General features: G+C 66.3%; 14 protein-coding genes and 1 tRNA gene. 4 read left to right on the top strand and 11 right to left on the bottom strand.

Annotated features, from left to right (window positions below):
• Nucleotides 1-11: 11 nt before the first annotated feature.
• Nucleotides 12-1,499, bottom strand: coding sequence for a ribonuclease G (gene rng / locus AC07M7_RS15920; RefSeq protein ID WP_006382134.1), 1,488 nt, complete (start codon nucleotides 1,497-1,499; stop codon nucleotides 12-14).
• Complete coding sequence (locus AC07M7_RS15915) at nucleotides 1,492-2,100, bottom strand: Maf family nucleotide pyrophosphatase (protein ID WP_495207830.1); 609 nt, start codon at nucleotides 2,098-2,100, stop codon at nucleotides 1,492-1,494. Before AC07M7_RS15915 ends, rng begins: the two co-directional genes overlap by 8 nt.
• A gap of 129 nt (nucleotides 2,101-2,229) precedes the next feature.
• Here AC07M7_RS15915 and AC07M7_RS15910 point away from each other — a divergent pair, with 129 nt between their 5' ends.
• From AC07M7_RS15910 to AC07M7_RS15895, 4 genes are all read left to right on the top strand, one after another.
• On the top strand, nucleotides 2,230-2,967 hold the full coding sequence (locus AC07M7_RS15910; RefSeq protein WP_046983566.1) for an SIMPL domain-containing protein: 738 nt from the start codon (nucleotides 2,230-2,232) through the stop codon (nucleotides 2,965-2,967).
• A 217-nt stretch (nucleotides 2,968-3,184) separates the two neighbouring features.
• The gene (locus AC07M7_RS15905; RefSeq protein ID WP_065724414.1) at nucleotides 3,185-3,841 is read left to right on the top strand and encodes an energy transducer TonB; all 657 of its coding nucleotides are present in this window, start codon (nucleotides 3,185-3,187) and stop codon (nucleotides 3,839-3,841) included.
• A 200-nt stretch (nucleotides 3,842-4,041) separates the two neighbouring features.
• Complete coding sequence (locus tag AC07M7_RS15900; RefSeq protein ID WP_012511760.1) at nucleotides 4,042-6,876, top strand: TonB-dependent receptor; 2,835 nt, start codon at nucleotides 4,042-4,044, stop codon at nucleotides 6,874-6,876.
• A gap of 138 nt (nucleotides 6,877-7,014) precedes the next feature.
• Entirely contained in the window at nucleotides 7,015-8,436 is a 1,422-nt protein-coding gene (locus AC07M7_RS15895; protein WP_495207829.1) for a basic amino acid/polyamine antiporter, read from the top strand.
• 49 nt (nucleotides 8,437-8,485) lie between these two features.
• On the opposite strand, the gene AC07M7_RS15890 is transcribed toward AC07M7_RS15895, so the two are convergent.
• The 9 genes from AC07M7_RS15890 to AC07M7_RS15850 all read right to left on the bottom strand — a co-directional run bounded on the left by AC07M7_RS15890 (nucleotide 8,486) and on the right by AC07M7_RS15850 (nucleotide 16,438).
• Nucleotides 8,486-9,433, bottom strand: a complete 948-nt coding sequence (locus AC07M7_RS15890) for an alpha/beta hydrolase (protein WP_495207844.1) — start codon at nucleotides 9,431-9,433, stop codon at nucleotides 8,486-8,488.
• Nucleotides 9,434-9,544: 111 nt separating this feature from the next.
• A tRNA-Asn gene (locus tag AC07M7_RS15885) sits at nucleotides 9,545-9,621 on the bottom strand.
• Nucleotides 9,622-9,643: 22 nt separating this feature from the next.
• Nucleotides 9,644-10,114 carry a 23S rRNA (pseudouridine(1915)-N(3))-methyltransferase RlmH gene (rlmH, locus tag AC07M7_RS15880; RefSeq protein ID WP_012511763.1) on the bottom strand — a complete coding sequence of 157 codons (471 nt, stop codon included), beginning with the start codon at nucleotides 10,112-10,114 and terminating at the stop codon, nucleotides 9,644-9,646.
• Nucleotides 10,115-10,178: 64 nt separating this feature from the next.
• Nucleotides 10,179-10,592: a ribosome silencing factor gene (gene rsfS, locus AC07M7_RS15875; protein WP_012511764.1), complete on the bottom strand. Its 414-nt coding sequence runs from the start codon at nucleotides 10,590-10,592 to the stop codon at nucleotides 10,179-10,181.
• Nucleotides 10,593-10,650: 58 nt separating this feature from the next.
• Nucleotides 10,651-11,316 carry a nicotinate-nucleotide adenylyltransferase gene (gene nadD / locus AC07M7_RS15870; protein WP_337302903.1) on the bottom strand — a complete coding sequence of 222 codons (666 nt, stop codon included), beginning with the start codon at nucleotides 11,314-11,316 and terminating at the stop codon, nucleotides 10,651-10,653.
• Nucleotides 11,317-11,319: 3 nt separating this feature from the next.
• The gene (gene holA, locus AC07M7_RS15865) at nucleotides 11,320-12,357 is read right to left on the bottom strand and encodes a DNA polymerase III subunit delta (protein ID WP_495207828.1); all 1,038 of its coding nucleotides are present in this window, start codon (nucleotides 12,355-12,357) and stop codon (nucleotides 11,320-11,322) included.
• Between the two features lie 9 nt (nucleotides 12,358-12,366).
• Nucleotides 12,367-12,951 carry an LPS-assembly lipoprotein LptE gene (locus tag AC07M7_RS15860; protein ID WP_495207827.1) on the bottom strand — a complete coding sequence of 195 codons (585 nt, stop codon included), beginning with the start codon at nucleotides 12,949-12,951 and terminating at the stop codon, nucleotides 12,367-12,369.
• A gap of 136 nt (nucleotides 12,952-13,087) precedes the next feature.
• Nucleotides 13,088-15,730 (bottom strand): leucine--tRNA ligase, encoded by a 2,643-nt coding sequence (gene leuS / locus AC07M7_RS15855; RefSeq protein WP_495207826.1) that lies wholly within the window; start codon nucleotides 15,728-15,730, stop codon nucleotides 13,088-13,090.
• A gap of 105 nt (nucleotides 15,731-15,835) precedes the next feature.
• Nucleotides 15,836-16,438: a DUF998 domain-containing protein gene (locus tag AC07M7_RS15850; RefSeq protein ID WP_253079532.1), complete on the bottom strand. Its 603-nt coding sequence runs from the start codon at nucleotides 16,436-16,438 to the stop codon at nucleotides 15,836-15,838.
• Nucleotides 16,439-16,558: the final 120 nt, after the last annotated feature.

Below are 16,558 nucleotides of genomic sequence, written 5' to 3'. Positions count from 1 at the left end.
GTCGGCCTGGATCAGAGCAGCACAACATCGAACTGCTCCTGCAGGTACTGCTCGTCCGCCTGGAAGCGGATGCTCTTGCCGAGGAACTCCTCAAGCTCGGCCACCGCCGAAGACTCCTCGTCGGTGATGCGCGCGACCACCTTGGTCGAGGCAATCACCAACAGGCGCGCGGCGTCGAACTGGCGCACCGCACGGGTGATCTCGCGGAAGATCTCGTAGGTCACCGTTTCGGTGGTCTTGATGGTGCCGCGGCCACTGCACTGCGGGCAGGTTTCCGACAGCTGCCGCTCCAGGCTTTCCACCGTGCGCTTGCGGGTCATCTCCACCAGGCCCAGCGGCGAGAAGTCGTACACCGTGGTCTTGGCATGATCGCGCGCCAGCGCCTTTTCCAGCGTGCGCAGCACCTGGCGGCGATGCTCGGCATCGTCCATGTCGATGAAGTCGATGATGATGATGCCGCCGAGGTTACGCAGCCGCAGCTGCCTGGCTACTGCCTGCGCAGCCTCCAGGTTGGTACGGAACACCGTCTCTTCCAGGTTGCGCTGGCCAAGGAACGAGCCGGTGTTGACGTCGATGGTGGTCATCGCCTCGGTCTGGTCGATCACCAGGTAGCCACCGGACTTCAACGGCACCTGCTTGTCCAGCGCGCGGCCGATCTCGTCCTCCACCCCGAACATGTCGAAGATCGGGCGATCGCCGCTGTACAGCTCGATCTTCTCGGCCAGCACCGGCATGTACTTGGCCACGAAGGCCTGCAGCTGGGCGAAGGTCTCCTTGGAGTCCACCTTCACCTTGTCCACATCCTTGCGGATCAGGTCGCGCACCGAACGCAGCGGCAGGCTCAGGTCTTCATAGATGTTGCTGCACGAGGCCGCTTCACGGCCACGACGCTCGACCACGTTCCAGACCCGCGACAGGTAGGCGACGTCCTCGGCGATGGCCTCGGCCGGCTGGCCCTCGGCATTGGTACGCACGATGTAGCCGTAGCCGCCATGCTGGGCCGACAGCTCGGTCACCAGCGCCTTCAGCCGCGCACGCTCGCCTTCATCCTCGATGCGCGCCGACACCCCCACCACCTTGGACTGCGGCAGTAGCACCATGTAACGCGAGGGAATGCTGATCTGCGTGGTCAGGCGCGCGCCCTTGGTCCCGATCGGATCCTTCACCACCTGCACCACGATGTCCTGGCCGTCGCGCAGCAGTTCGACGATCGGCACGCTGGACGGCGGTGGCAGCGTGGTGTTTTCGGTGTCGGCGCTGGCCACCGGCGCCGGCCGTACCACGTCGTTGGCGTGCAGGAACGCGGCGCGCTCCAGCCCGACCTCGACGAAGGCCGCCTGCATGCCCGGCATGACCCGCTGCACCTTGCCCTTGTAGATGTTGCCGACCACACCCCGGCGCCAACCGCGCTCGATGTGCAGTTCCTGCAGCATGCCGTTCTCGATCACCGCGACCCGGGTTTCGCGCGGGGTCACATTGACCAGGATTTCCTCAGACATCGGCAGCCTCCCTGGCGGCATCAGCAGTTGGGGCCGGCACGCCGCAGCGCGACAGCAGACGATCGGTATGCAGCAGTGGCAGCCCCATGACACCGGAGTAGCTGCCGGAAAGATGTTCGATCCAGCGCTCGGCACCGCCCTGGATGGCGTAGGCGCCGGCCTTGTCCAGCGGCTCGCCGGTGGCCACGTAGGCGGCGATGTCGGCGCTGTCGATCGGGGCAAAGGTCACCTCGGAAACGACCAGCTCGCTGTCCAGGCCTTCCGCGCCGACCACCACCACCGCGGTCATCACCTGATGGGTACGCCCGGCCAGCCGCGCCAGCATCGCCCGCGCGTCGCCAGCATCGGCCGGCTTGCCGAACACCTCGCCGTCCAGCACCACCTCGGTGTCCGAGCCGAGCACCCGCGCCTGCGGGTCATCGGCCAGCACCCGGGCCAGGCCGGCACGTGCCTTGTCGGCAGCGACCCGGCAGACATACTGTTCGGCGCTTTCAGCGGGCGCGCGCTGCTCGACGACCTCCAGGTCCAGGGCCTGGAAGGGGCGTCCGAGTCGGGCCAGCAGCTGGTTGCGTCGGGGGGAGCGGGAAGCAAGATAGAGCATCGGCACAGCATAACCTGAGGCCGCCACCTGAATCGTCGGCAACCCCTCGCGGAACGCTTCCAACCCCGAACAGGCTCACAACGCGTTCATCGCTACGACACCACCCTCACCGCACAACAAGGAGATCCCATGCGCCTGACCGCCACCCCGCTGCTGCTCGCCCTGTCCCTCGCCCTTGGAACCTCGATGACCGCCCATGCTGCCCCGTCGTCGCCGTCGATCGCCGCCCCGGCCGAAGGCACCCTGCTGAACATCTCGTCCAACGCCGAAGCCACCCGCGTGCCGGACGTGGCCACCTTGTCGGCCGGCGTGGTCACCCAGGCCGCCGATGGCAACAGCGCGATGCGCCAGAACGCCCAGCAGATGGATAAGGTGCTGGCCGCGATCAAGGCGGCCGGCATTGCCGAGCGTGACGTGCAGACCAGCGGCGTCAGCCTCAACCCGCAGTACCGCTATGCCGACAACGAGGCGCCGAAGATCACCGGCTACCAGGCCAGCAACACGGTCAGCCTGAAGGTCCGCGACATCGCCAAGCTCGGCAAGGTGCTGGACGCACTGGCCGCGCAGGGCGCCAACCAGATCAACGGCCCCAGCTTCGAGATCGACCAGCCGGAACCGGTCTATGACGAAGCCCGCCTGGCTGCACTGAAGAAGGCCCAGGCCCGCGCCCAGACCTATGCCAAGTCGCTGGGCCTGCAGGTCCGTCGCATCGTCAGCATTTCCGAGAATGCCGGCGGCGGCTACCGCCCGATGCCGATGATGCGGGCGATGTCGGCCGGCGCCGCAATGGACAAGGCTACCCCGGTCGCTCCGGGCGAGTCGACCGTCTCGGTCAACCTGGATGTGGTGTTCGAACTGGGTCGCTGATCCCGTTCGTCATTGCCGACAAAGGCGGATCCCGCAGGGGATCCGCCTTTTTTCATGCCCGCGGCCGGCACTGGCTGAAGGCCAGCCCAACGATCGCCCCCCTGCCTCTAGGCAGTAGCCGCCGCGCCGCGCTACTGATGCACTGCCAGCCGCGTGCGGCAACCCCGTCATCGGCCCTGGTGCGTTGAGGACTTCGTCACTGGCATGGAGGTGGACCATGGTTCGTACGTATCCCGTTGCATCCCCGCACTTCGACCCCGCCCGCGTTGCCGCCTGGAGCGCGGCCATCGCCCTGCATCTGATCGCGCTGCTGATGTTGCTGATCCCGGCGACCTACCAGGCCGTCACCGCACTGCCCCGCGACAACACCACGGTGCGCCTGATCCCGAAGGAACAGCCCAGACCACCGGAGCCGCCCAAGCTGCCCACTGACCCGGAACAGGTACAGGTCAAGGCCGAACCACGGCAGCAGACCGTGCCCACGCCATTGCCCGCCCCCACCGCCACCGTCGAGGAGGCACAGGGCATCGTCCTGCCTGCTGCTGATCCTGCGCCGGTGCAGGCGGCCCCGAGCATCGATAGCTCGACGCCGCTGGCCGGTGCCCAACTGCAGTATCGCAGCGCCCCGCCGCCGACCTACCCGGTTCCGGCGCTGCGCAACCACGAGCAGGGCACGGTGCTGCTGCGGGTGGAAGTGGACAACAGCGGTCAACCGGTGGTGGTCAGCATCGAGCGCAGCAGCGGTTCGCGCAGCCTGGACCAGGCCGCACGCCAGCAGGTACTGAAGCACTGGCGCTTCGAACCCGCCCAGCGTGAAGGCGTGGCAGTGCCGGCCATCGGCCTGGTGCCGGTGCAGTTCTCGCTGCCGGACTGAGCCTCTCCGAGCGCCGGCCCGGCACCCGCCGGGTCGGCCTGGAAGGCCGAAATGCCAGATTCAGCAAAGTCCGTCCTTAAGCGTTACGGATTAAGCAAAATTTCACGACTTCGTCACCCGTTGGAAACCTAGATTGGCCCGTCCCGGAACCTTCCGGAGACAGCCCTCAACGCTAAGGTTTTCCAGTTAGGAGAGAAGCTGTGAAACACCCGATCCAACGGCCCGCCAGCCGCCGCCGCTCCACCCTGGCATCGTCCATCACCCATATCCTTACCGGCGGCACCCTGCTGCTGGTTGGCGCCGTGGCTTCCACCTCCGCCTTCGCGCAGGAAAAGGCCACCAACCTGGACCGGATCACGGTCACCGGCTCGAACATTCCGCGCACCAACACCGAAACACCGTCCCCGGTGCAGGTGGTGACCCGCCAGGAAATCGACCGTACCGGCAAGACCACGGTTGCTGAATACCTGCAGACATTGACTGCCGATGGTTCCGGCTCCATTCCCAAGACCTTCGGCAACGGCTTCGCCGGCGGTGGCGCCGGCATTTCGTTGCGTGGTCTGGGCGCGGGTTCGACCCTTGTCCTGCTGAATGGCCGCCGCATGGCCACCTATGGCCTGGCCGATGACGGCCAGAAGGTCTTCACCGACCTGAGCACCATCCCGCTCGACGCCGTTGAACGCGTTGAAGTGCTGAAGGATGGCGCCTCGGCGATCTATGGCTCCGACGCCATCGCCGGCGTGGTCAACATCATCCTGCGCAGCGATTTCCAGGGTGCGATCCTTCGCGGTTCCTACGGCGTTTCCGGCGACGGCGATGGCGACGCGAAGAAGGCGACCCTGACCGCCGGTACCGGCGACCTCGCCACCGATGGCTGGAATGCATTCTTCAGCCTGGATGTGGCAAAGACCGACGCGATCAAGATCAGTGATCGCAAGAACCGCAAGTGGATCGGTACCGGCGATACCCGCCCGTGGGGCTATGGCAACAACGCCCAGTTCCTGGGCGGCGCCTTCCTCAGCGGCAAGACCCGCGGCGGTGTTGGTCCGAACGGTTCGGTGTATGACGATCGCAATGTAACCAAGGAGAACCCCGCCTTCCTGGTCGCACTGCCGGGCTGTGCTGGCCTGACCACGATTCCGGGTCAGACCGAAGCCTCGGCACAGGCGCAGGGCTGCCTGTGGGATCCGAACCAGCTGTATCGCGACCTGACCCCTGAAGAGAAGTACATCAACGTGTTCGGTCGCGCCAGCTTCGCCTTTGGTGAAGGGGGTGAGATCTACACCGAAATCGGCTACTCGAAGAAGGAAACGACCTTCAGCAATACACCTTCCGGCGTATCCGGCAGCTGGGGTTTCCCAGAGGGTCCCGTCAACGGCAACAGCGGCCCGGGCGCGGTCGTGCTCGGCCCCAACCACCCGGACAATCCGATCCCGGGCCAGGCCTCGCGCCTGCGCTATTCGGCATGGGATGTCGGTCCGCGCGTGACCAACAACACCAACGAGTTCACTCGCTTCCTGGTCGGCGTCAAGGGCAACTGGGGTGACTGGAGCTACGACACCGCATACCTGCACTCCGGCACCGACCTGGTCAACAAGCGCACCGGTTTCCTCAACTACGACAACGTACGTTGCGCACTGGCCAATCCGAACTGCGCCGGTGGTGTTTGGCGCATCGGTGACAACGCTGGCATGAACTCGCAGGCGTTGTACGACTTCATCTCGCCGGATATCAGCGCCCGCGCCAAGTCGAGCCTGGACATGTTCGACTTCACCGTGTCGCGCAGCCTGATGGACCTCAAGGGCGGCCCGCTGGGCCTGGCACTGGGTACTGAATGGCGCAAGACCAGCAACAGCCTGACCCCGCAGACCTACACCGACAAGGGCCAGATCATTGGTCTGGGCTACTCGGCCTATGACGGCACGCAGAACGTGTACGCCGGCTACGTCGAACTGTCGGCCCCCGTGCTGGAAAGCCTGGAACTGTCCGGTGCTGTGCGCTACGACAAGTATGAAAGCGGCGAAGGCAAGGCCACACCGAAGATCGGCATCAAGTGGACACCGGCCGACTGGATCGCACTGCGCGGCAGCTATGCCGAAGGCTTCCGTGCACCGAACCCGGCCGAGAACGGCGATGGCGGCCTGGCAGCGTTCTCCAATGCATCCGATCCGGTGCGCTGCCCGGGCGGCAACCCGGCACCAGGTGCAAACGGTGACGACTGTGGCGCCCTGCCGGTCGCCATCATCACCCGCCCGAACAAGGACCTGAAGCCGGAAGAGTCGAAGAGCTACTCGGTGGGTATCGTCCTGCAGCCGACGTCCACGACCTCGCTGACCATCGATGCCTGGCAGATCAAGCGCACCAACGAAATTGCCCAGGGCAGCACTGCCGAGGCAATTGCTGCCGGCAACGTACTGCGTGACACCAACCTGCTCAATGGCGTACCCGGCACCGGCAGCATCCTGGCGGTCAACACGCAGTACATCAACGCCGCATCGACCCGGGTACGGGGTATCGATACCGATATCCGCCAGACCTTCGACATCGGTCCGGGTCAGCTGGAGATGGATCTGCAGTGGAGCCATGTGCTCAAGTTCGAGCGCACCGATGCCGACGTGACGGTTGACTACGCGGGTACTCACGGCAACTGCGACGTGACCAACTGCATCGGCACGCCGAAGGACCGCATCAACTTCGGCACCACCTGGCGGCAGGGCCCGTGGAGCGTCAGCGGTGTCGCCAACTACATCTCGAAGATGGACAACAAGGACTTCCGTGGTCCGGACGGCTCGTATCTGTTCGCGTATGCGGACGGCACCGACGTCAAGAAGATCTCCTCGTTCACCACGTTCGACCTGTCGGGCCGCTGGAACATCACTGACGCGTTCGAGTTGAATGCCTCGGTGCAGAACGTGTTCGATCGGATTGCGCCGCTGGATCCGTCCACCTACGGCGGCGTGAACTACAACCCGTTGCACTTCAGCGGTGCCATCGGTCGTTACTTCACCGTCGGTGCCAAGTACACCTTCAAGTAATACAGGCACCATCCGTCAACGCAGTACCTTCGAAGGCCCGGGCAGCTGCCCGGGCCTTCGTCGTTCTGCCCCTTGCAGGCATGTTCACAAGCACATGGCTACCGTGTGCACGCGGCATCACCGCCGCAGGGGATTTCCATGGCCGCGACATCGCAACGCCTGGGCCTGCCCGCGTTGATCGCACTGGTGGTCGGCTCGATGGTGGGCGCGGGAATATTTTCATTGCCGCAGAACGTGGCGCGCAGCGCCGGCCCGGCCGCTGCGCTGATCGGCTGGGCGCTGAGCGGCGCCGGCATGCTGATGCTGGCCTTCGTGTTCCAGGCCCTGGCCAACCGCCGCCCGGACCTGGATACCGGCATCTATGCCTATGCGCGCGAAGGCTTTGGCAACTACATCGGCTTTTCCGCAGCGTGGGGCTACTGGGTCGCTTCGGTACTGGGCAATGCCAGCTTCTTCGTACTGATCTTCAGCGGGCTTGGCCACTTCATGCCCGTCTTCGGTGAAGGCAATACCCCGGCCGCGGTGGCGGCCTCGTCGCTGCTGCTGTGGGCCGTACACCTGCTGGTGCTGTGCGGCCTGCGTACTGCCGCCATCGTCAACGGACTGGTGACGGTGGCCAAACTGCTGCCGATCGCACTGTTCCTGGTGCTTGCTGCCGGTGCGTTCCGTCTCGACGTGTTCCGTGCCGATTTCTTCGGCACGCCTGCACTCGGCGATCTCGGCCAGCAGCTGCGCGGCATGATGCTGGTCACCGTCTGGGTGTTCATCGGCATCGAAGGCGCCAGCATCTACTCACGTCGCGCCGCCCGCCGCGCCGATGTCGGCCGCGCTACGGTGATCGGCTTCGTGGGTGTGTGGCTGCTGCTGGTGCTGGTCAGCCTGCTGTCGATGGGCGTGCTGTCACAGGCGGAACTGGCAGGCCTGCCCAATCCTTCGATGGCCTATGTGCTGCGCGCCATCGTCGGCGAATGGGGCGCGACGGTGATCATCGTCGGCTCGATCATTTCCGTGCTGGGTGCGCTGCTGGCCTGGGTGCTGCTTTGCGCCGAAGTGCTGTACGCCGCCGCAGGCGATGGCACGATGCCCGCATTCCTCGGCCGCGAAAACGCGCGCGGTGTGCCGGCCAATGCACTCTGGTTGAGCAACGGGCTGATCCAGTTGTTCCTGCTGCTGGTGCTGGTCAATTCCGGCAGCTACACCGGACTGGTGCTGCTGGCCGCATCGATGAGCCTGGTGCCATATTTCCTGTCCACCGCGTTCGGTGTGCAGCTGGCCTGGCGCGGTCACGCCTACGCCGGTGAGCCGGGTGTGCGCTGGCGCGATTTCGCGGTTGCGCTGCTGGCCAGCGCGTATGCACTGTGGCTGGTATATGCCGGCGGCCTCGACAACCTGCTGCTGTCGGTGCTGCTGTATGTGCCGGGCGTGGTGCTGTTCGCGCTGACCCGGCACCAGCGCGGCGATCAGGTATTCACGCGCTGGGAATGGGTGCTGTTCGGTGCGATCCTGGTTGTGGCGGTTGCTACGCTGGCGGCGTTCTGGCGAGGAGCACTGACACTGTAGAGCCGAGCCCGCGCTCGGCTTCGCGTAGGCAGCCGAGCATGGCTCGGCTCTACAACGGGCGTTTCGGCAGCATGCCGATGTCCTGCATCCAACGCTCGGCCAAGCCTGTCCACGCAGCCACCGGCGCGTCCTTCACACGCAGGCCGAAGGCATGGCCGCCACGCGCGAACAGATGCATTTCCACCGGCACGCCCGCGCCGACCAGCGCACGGTAATAGGTCAGTGATTCGCGCACGTCATCGGTCGGGTCATCGGTGGCCTGCACGATAAAGGTCGGCGGCACCGCATCATCCACCGTAATGTCGCCGGCCAGCGACAGCCCGTGCTTCGCACCGGTCCACAGATGCCCGGAGTACATCACCATGGCGAAATCCGGGCGGCTCGGCTGCGCATCTACGGCATCGATCGCAACGTAGCTGCGCGCGCCATGCGTGCTCAGTCCAGCCACCACGTGGCCACCAGCGGAAAAGCCGATGACCCCCACCCGCTTCGGATCGATCTTCCAGCGTCCGGCCTGCGCACGCAGCAGGCCCATCGCACGCTGTGCATCCTGCAGCGCCATCGGCACCGCTGGAATGTCTCGGCAGTTGCAGTCACTATCCCAGTTCGGCCCCGATGCCGGCACACGGTATTTCAGCAGCGCGCAGGTGATGCCCTGGCCGGTCAACCAGTCGCAGATCTCGCTGCCTTCCAGATCCATCGCCAACACGCGGTAGCCTCCGCCGGGCACCACCATCACCGCCGTTCCGTTGCCACCACCCTTGGCGGGAAACACGGTCAGCGTCGGCACGGCCACGTTCTGCAGCATCGCCCAGCGTTCGCCGCTGGCCTTCGAGATGGTATCCCTGATCTCTTCGGGCCCTTTCAGTTTCGGTGGCGCCGTTACCTTGCCCGCTGGCCACAGCGGCATCTCGGTGCTGCCCGGTGGTGGCTGCCAGGTTGGCGTTACCGCCATCGCCGCGCAGGGCGACAGTACAAGCAGCACTGCAATGGCAATGACAATGACAGACGCACGCATATCCGACTTCCCTATGGATGAAGAAGGATTGTAGGGCCGGACAATCGACGCAAAAAAAAACCTGCATCTCGCGATGCAGGTTTCTCAAGGTGGCGCCCGAAGTTGGACTCGAACCAACGACCCCCTGATTAACAGTCAAGTGCTCTAACCGGCTGAGCTATTCGGGCAGACGACTAGTATAACCACTCTTCACGCGCGATGGTAGGGGTGATTTGCCAACATCGCCGCAGCGCGATACAGCTGTTCGGCCACCACCAGACGCACCAGCATGTGCGGCAGCGTCAGCGGGCCGATCGACCACTTCTCATCAGCCAGCGCCGAGACTTCCGGCGAATGTCCTTCCGGCCCACCGATCAGGAACGCGAGATCCCTACCCTGCCCGCGCCAATGTTCCAGGCGCTGTGCAAGCTGCTCGGAACTGAGCTGGCGACCCGGTACATCCAGCGCCACCACGTAGGCATTCTTCGGCAGCGCAGCGATCACCCGCTTGCCTTCATCTTCGGTGGCGCGGCGCGGGTCACGGCCCTTGCCACGCAGGCCCGGCTCGATTTCCACCAGCTCGAAGGGCAGCCAGTGCGAAAGACGCTTCTGGTACTCGGCGAAGCCCTGCGCGACCCAGCTGGGTGCGCGCTCGCCGGTAGCAATCAGTCGGGCTTTCATCAACGGTCCTCCAAAACGTCGACGGCGCCATCGGCGCCGTCGAAGGGATGCATCAACGTGTGGCTCAGGCCACTTCGTCGTCGTCGCGGGACGGCGGCTGGTCGCCGACGGTCCACAAGCGCTCGAGTGCATAGAACTCACGCACGCGCGGCAGCATCACGTGGACGATCACGTCGCCCAGGTCCACCAGCACCCACTCGGCCTCGCGCTCGCCTTCCACGCCCAACGGCATGACATCGATCTTCTTGGCAAAACGCACGACTTCATCGGCAATCGACTTGACGTGGCGGGTCGACGTACCCGACACGACCACCATGTAGTCGGCGACGCTGGAGCGGCCACGCACGTCGATCTCGACCGGGTCCTTGGCCTTCAGGTCTTCAGTGGCTTGGCGGACGCTGGCCAGCAGTTCCGGCACGGACGGCGGCGGGCTGGGCAGATCGACCTTGATGGTCTGGGGCTGGGTCTGGTTGCTCAAAGTGGATCGACTCGATAAACGTAGGGGCGATTATACGGGGATGCTGCTGCCGCGCCATTCACGGCGTGGCCGGGCGGTACAGGCCGTGTGCAGCGACGTAGTCGGCCACGGCCGGCGGCAGCAGCGCCCGCCAGGGGCCGGAGGCGGCAATCTGGGCACGCACAGCACTGGCCGATTCTGCGCGCAGGGGATGGTGCAGGCGCAGGATACGGCCGGCCGGGCTGGAAAACAGAGCCTGCTCGCTGTCGGCCCAGCGCCCCTCCAGTGCCCGGCCCAGCTCGCCGTCCACCGAGGCCTGCAACGGGCTGCCGGGGCGCTCTGCCACCACGAAATGGGCCAACCCGAACAGGTCTTGCCACTCGTGCCAGCTGGGCAGGCCAAGCAGGCTGTCGGCCCCCACCAGCCAGGCCAGCGGCCGGCTCGGGCCAAGCTCCCCGCGCAGGTCGCGCAGGGTATCAACGGTATAGGACGGGCGGCCGGGAAAGCGTGCAGCTCGATCCAGTTCGCGGCGGTCCAGCAGCAGGCCCGGCTCGTCGCCGATGGCCAGCGACAACATGGTGCAGCGCTGTTCGGCGCTGGCACCGGGCAGCGCACGGTGCGGGGGGTCGGCCGCGGGCATCATGCGCACCGCCACCTGCAGTTCGTCACGCGCTGCGCGCGCGATCGCCAGGTGGCCGAGGTGCACCGGATCAAAGGTGCCCCCGTAATAGATCCGCAGGCTCATTGCTCAGGCCCGCGCCAGCAGGCGCACGGCACGCGCTTCAGCCACGGCCACCAGCAGGCGCTCCAGCGCCAGCCAGGCATCGCCGTCGGCGCGTCCCTTGGCGATGCGGTCGACCAGCCCGGCCTCCGCCACGAAGCGTTCCCAGCGCTTTCCTTCCGGGTGCCGCTGCAGCGCGCGCTTGTACGGCGCCTGCCGCGATTCCCAGATACCGCGGGACTTCATTTCGGCGGCCAGGTTGCCGCCACGCGCCTGCACCCGTGCCAGGCCGGCACCGGCCAGCAGTTCGCGGATCACGATCGGCATCAGTGCCGCCACGGCCTCGCCCTCACCACGCAGGCCCGCCAGCATGCGCAGCACCGCCGGCGCCTGGCCGGAGAAGGTGGCCTCCACCAGCCGGAACACGTCGTAGCGGGCCGCATCGGCCACCAGCGACTCCATCCGTTCTACATCCAGCGGCTGGCCATCGGCCAGCAGCGCCAGTTTGTCGATCTCCTGCGCGGCAGCCAGCAGATTGCCTTCCACCCGTTCGGCCAGCCGCTGCACCGCGGCCGGATCGGCGCGCAGACCCTTGCCACGCAGGCGGCGCTCGATCCAGTCCGGCAGTTCATGCGGCTTGATCGCCCAGGCCACCGACAGCACGCCGATACGGTTGGCCGCCTCGGCCCACTTGCCCTGGTGGGCCTTGCTCCATTCGTTGGCGGTGATCATCAGCACCACGTCCGGCGCCGGGTTGGCACAGAACTGGCTGATCACCTCGGCCCCGTCCTTGCCCGGCTTGCCGCTGGGCAGGCGCACCTCGACCAGGCGGCGGGCGCTGAACAGGCTGGGCGCGTTGAATGTTGCGTCGAGCTGGTTCCAGTCGAAATCACGGCCGTCCGCGTCGAACACCTCGCGCTCGCCGATGCCAGCGGCACGTGCACGCGCGCGGATGGCATCCGCCGCCTCCAGCACGCGCAGGGTTTCCGGCCCGGCAATCAGATAGACCGGCGCCAGCGCGGTATCAGCGCCCTGGCTGGCCAGCTGCTCCGGACGCAGTTCCATCGTCGCGGCTCAGTGCTTCACTGCAGGGGCCGGCCCGGCCGGCACCGCGTCTTCGACCGGCGCGGTCTTCGGTGCCGACAAGCTGCCACCCTTCTCGATCTCGGCGCGGACCACGCTGTCGATGCGGCGGATGATCGAGGCCGACATCTCGCGGCGCAGCTCATTGGCCAGGATTTCGCGTTCGGTGGTGGTACCGGTGGCGTCGGTCGGCGGCGACACGTAGTCGCGCGACAGTTCGATCACCTGTTGCGGCACCAGCTCGCTGCCGTCCTCGCGGCGGAAGATGAAGATCACTGCGTAACGCAGGCTGTATTCCTGTGCACGGCCCTGCGAATCGATGGCGATCGGCAGATCACCCCAGCGCTCGGACAGCACCTGCAGCTGGGCACTGGGCTCCCTGCTGTCCTCATCGGCCAACCTGGCGCCGGACGCCAGCAGGCTGCGGTTGAGCAGCTTGACCAGTTCGCTGTACGGCGCGGTGGAGACCACCTTCACCGGTGCCGTGTCGGTCGGCAGCATCAGCTTGCTGCGCAGATGGAAACCGCAGCCGGCAAGGCCGAGGACAAGAACGAGGGCAAGCAGGATTCGGGTCATGGAGACAGTCTGGCGGAGCCGGGCGATCACGGCAACACACAGCCTGCCCGAAGCCGCGTGAATGCAGGGCCATCAAGTGCCTGGCCCTGTACCGGAAAGAGCACCGGCCACCCGTGGGCGGCCGGTGCGGGAAGCATCAGGCAGCGACGATGTTCACGATCTTGCCAGGGACGATGATGATCTTGCGCACCGTCAGGCCTTCCATGAACTTGGCGGTGTTCGGCTCGGCCAGGGCCAGTGCCTCCACCTGCTCGCGCGCGGCATCGGCGGCCACATCGATGGTGCCACGCAGTTTGCCATTGACCTGTACGGCCAGGGTCAGCGCATCGCGCACCAGCGCGGCGGCGTCGGCCTGCGGGAACGGCTGGTCTTCCAGCAGCGTCTCGCCGTGACCCAGCACCTGCCACAGTGCGTGGCTGGCGTGCGGGGTGATCGGATTGAGCAGCAGCACGATGGCCTGCAGCGCTTCCTGGCGTACGGCTCGGCCCTGGTCGCTGCCATCGTCGAACTTGGCCAGCGCGTTCATCAGCTCCATCACCGCAGCGATGGCGGTGTTGAAGCTGTGGCGGCGGCCGTAGTCGTCGCCGACCTTGCCGATGGTTTCGTGGGTCTTGCGGCGCAGCGCCTTCTGGCTGGCGTCCAGCACGGCCGCGTCCAGCGCCGGTACGGCACCGTCGGCAGCGTGCTTCTGTACCTGCGCCCACAAGCGACGCAGGAAGCGGGCCATGCCGTCCACGCCCGCTTCGTTCCACTCCAGCGACTGTTCCGGCGGCGCGGCGAACATCGAGAACAGGCGCACCGTATCGGCGCCGTACTTGCCGACCATCGCCTGCGGGTCCACGCCGTTGTTCTTCGACTTGGACATCTTCTCGGTGCCACCGACCACCACGGGCTGGCCATCGGCGATCAGGGTGGCGCCGGTGATGCGGCCGCGCTCGTCACGCTGCACGTCCACGTCGGCCGGGTTGATCCAGTCCTTGGAACCGTCCGGGTTCGGGCGGTAATAGGTTTCGGCGATCACCATGCCCTGGCACAGCAGGTTGCGTGCCGGTTCATTGCTGTCCACCATCCGCGCGTCGCGCAGCAGCTTGTGGTAGAAGCGGAAGTACATCAGGTGCAGGATCGCGTGCTCGATGCCGCCGATGTACTGGTCAACCGGCAGCCAGTAGTTGCCGCGCTTGTCCACCGCATCACGCGCACCGGGCGAGGTGTAACGGGCGTAGTACCAGCTCGACTCCATGAAGGTGTCGAAGGTGTCGGTTTCGCGCTCGGCCGCGCCGCCGCATTCCGGGCAGGTGGTCTTGCGCCATTCCGGATCGGTCTTGATCGGCGAGCCGGTACCGGCGAAGGCCACGTCTTCCGGCAGCACCACCGGCAGCTGTTCTTCCGGCACCGGCACCGCGCCGCACTTGGCGCAGTAGATCACCGGAATCGGGCAGCCCCAGTAACGCTGGCGGCTCACGCCCCAGTCGCGCAGGCGGTAGTTGACGCGGCGCTGGCCCTGCGCCTTGCGCTCGAAACGCTCGGCCAGGGCTTCGAAGGCCCCCTGGAAGTCCAGGCCATCGAACTCGGCCGAGTTCACCAGCTCGAAGGCACGGTTCTTGTCGCTGTACCAGTCCTGCCAGCGGGTGGCGTCCCAGTTGCGCTCTTCTTCGCTGCGCGGATCCTTCAGCGCGATGACCTGCACGATCGGCAGGCCGTACTTGTTGGCCACTTCGTTGTCACGCTGGTCATGGCCGGGAACGGCCATCACCGCACCGGTGCCGTAGCCCATCAGCACGAAGTTGGCGACCCATACCGGCACCTGCTCGCCAGTGACCGGATGGATGGCGCGCAGGCCGGTGTCCATGCCGCGCTTTTCCTGGGTTTCCAGCTCGGCCTCGGACACGCCGCCCTGCTTCAGGTCGGCCAGCAGTGCCGCCAGTTCGGGGTTGTTCTTCGCCGCGTGCAGTGCCAGCGGATGCTCGGCGGCGATCGACACGAAGGTCACGCCCATCACGGTGTCCGGACGGGTGGTGAACACGCGCAGCGGGTCCAGCACGCCACCGTCGACATCACGCACGTCGAACTGGATTTCCAGGCCCTCGGAACGGCCGATCCAGTTGCGCTGCATGGTCTTGACCGATTCAGGCCAGCCGTCCAGCTCGTCCAGGCCGTCCAGCAGCTCCTGGGCGTAGTCGGTGATGCGCAGGAACCACTGCGGGATCTCGCGCTTCTCGACCAGCGCACCGGAGCGCCAGCCGCGGCCATCGATGACCTGCTCGTTGGCCAGCACGGTCTGGTCGACCGGGTCCCAGTTCACCACCGCGTTGCGGCGGTAGGCCAGGCCCTTGCGCATCAGGCGGGTGAACATGCGCTGCTCGTGGACGTAGTAATCCGGGCGGCAGGTGGCGAATTCGCGCGACCAGTCGATGGCGTAGCCCAGCGACTTCAGCTGGGTGCGCATGTGGTCGATGTTCTTGTAGGTCCACGCCGCCGGCGCGGTCTTGTTCTTGATTGCAGCGTTTTCCGCCGGCAGGCCGAATGCGTCCCAGCCCATTGGCTGCAGCACGTTGTGGCCGGTCATGCGCTTGTAGCGGCTGATCACGTCGCCGATCGTGTAGTTGCGCACATGACCCATGTGCAGCGCGCCGGACGGGTACGGAAGCATCGACAGGCAGTAGTACTTCGGCTTGTCCGAGGCTTCATCGACCTCGAAGGCACGGGTGGCATCCCAGTACTGCTGGGCGGCGGATTCAACCTGCTGCGGATCGTAAACGTTGGGTTCGACGCTGGTCATGTAACACGCGGTTGCGGCGGCAAAGCGGTACAGCGTACCGCAGTGCGGCAAATGGCTCCAATCCCGCTCGCCCGACGCAGGCGCCGCGAGCGCCCGGAACCTGTCTCAGCGTGGCCGCGACAGCGGCAGGGCCAGCGCCAGCCAGACCGCCCAGCAGGCAAAAGCGACCCGCTGCGCCAGCGGTGCCGGCAGTACGCCCTGCAGGGCGAAAGCCGCCAACGCCGCCAGTACGCCGCAGGCAACCGCCACCCCGCCCAGCGCGCGGCCGCGCACCTGGCGCAGCTGGGAGATGCCCAGCAACAGGGTGCCGGCGACGAAGCCCAGCACCCAGACCATCCAGGCACTGGCGTGCAGCTGGCTGGCCGGCCCGTGCAGATCGTCCACGTCCAGCGGCAGCAGGCCCATCGCGGCGAACGCCAGCCCGGCCAGCAGCAGCATCTGGCTGCCGACCCGCGGCGCCCAGCTGGCCGTGGCCGGCAGGCGCCGGCGCAGGCACTCGGCAACCACCACCGCCAGCAGGCCCGGCAGCACGAAGCCCAGCAGATTGAAGGCCAGCGCGTGCGGCACGCCCTGCGCACCCAGCAGCGCCACAGGGTGGCGCGCCTGCGCGTAGCCGTCCAGGCCGGCGCCGAAACCCAGCACCGCCACTACGAACAACAGCGCGGCAGCCAGACCGGACAGGCGCAGCAACGGTGACAGGGGCGACATGCGGGCTCCGGAAACGACGTCTATGGGAAGGCTGCATTGTCAGGTATTTGCCGCAACCCGGGTTGAGACCGGCATCGATCGTCACCATAGAATCGGTCTCCAGACGCCAAGCGATGCCTC

This window comes from Stenotrophomonas sp. GW821-FHT09E08, from assembly GCF_059416125.1.
This window is presented reverse-complemented; position numbering and strand designations above follow the sequence as displayed.

Coding starts and splice junctions, on each gene's coding strand:
- rng (WP_006382134.1), bottom strand. CDS start 1,499: ATGTCTGAGGAAATCCTGGTCAATGTGACCCCGCGCGAAACCCGGGTC.
- AC07M7_RS15915 (WP_495207830.1), bottom strand. CDS start 2,100: ATGCTCTATCTTGCTTCCCGCTCCCCCCGACGCAACCAGCTGCTGGCC.
- AC07M7_RS15910 (WP_046983566.1), top strand. CDS start 2,230: ATGCGCCTGACCGCCACCCCGCTGCTGCTCGCCCTGTCCCTCGCCCTT.
- AC07M7_RS15905 (WP_065724414.1), top strand. CDS start 3,185: ATGGTTCGTACGTATCCCGTTGCATCCCCGCACTTCGACCCCGCCCGC.
- AC07M7_RS15895 (WP_495207829.1), top strand. CDS start 7,015: ATGGCCGCGACATCGCAACGCCTGGGCCTGCCCGCGTTGATCGCACTG.
- rlmH (WP_012511763.1), bottom strand. CDS start 10,114: ATGAAAGCCCGACTGATTGCTACCGGCGAGCGCGCACCCAGCTGGGTC.
- nadD (WP_337302903.1), bottom strand. CDS start 11,316: ATGAGCCTGCGGATCTATTACGGGGGCACCTTTGATCCGGTGCACCTC.
- holA (WP_495207828.1), bottom strand. CDS start 12,357: ATGGAACTGCGTCCGGAGCAGCTGGCCAGCCAGGGCGCTGATACCGCG.
- AC07M7_RS15860 (WP_495207827.1), bottom strand. CDS start 12,951: ATGACCCGAATCCTGCTTGCCCTCGTTCTTGTCCTCGGCCTTGCCGGC.
- leuS (WP_495207826.1), bottom strand. CDS start 15,730: ATGACCAGCGTCGAACCCAACGTTTACGATCCGCAGCAGGTTGAATCC.
- AC07M7_RS15850 (WP_253079532.1), bottom strand. CDS start 16,438: ATGTCGCCCCTGTCACCGTTGCTGCGCCTGTCCGGTCTGGCTGCCGCG.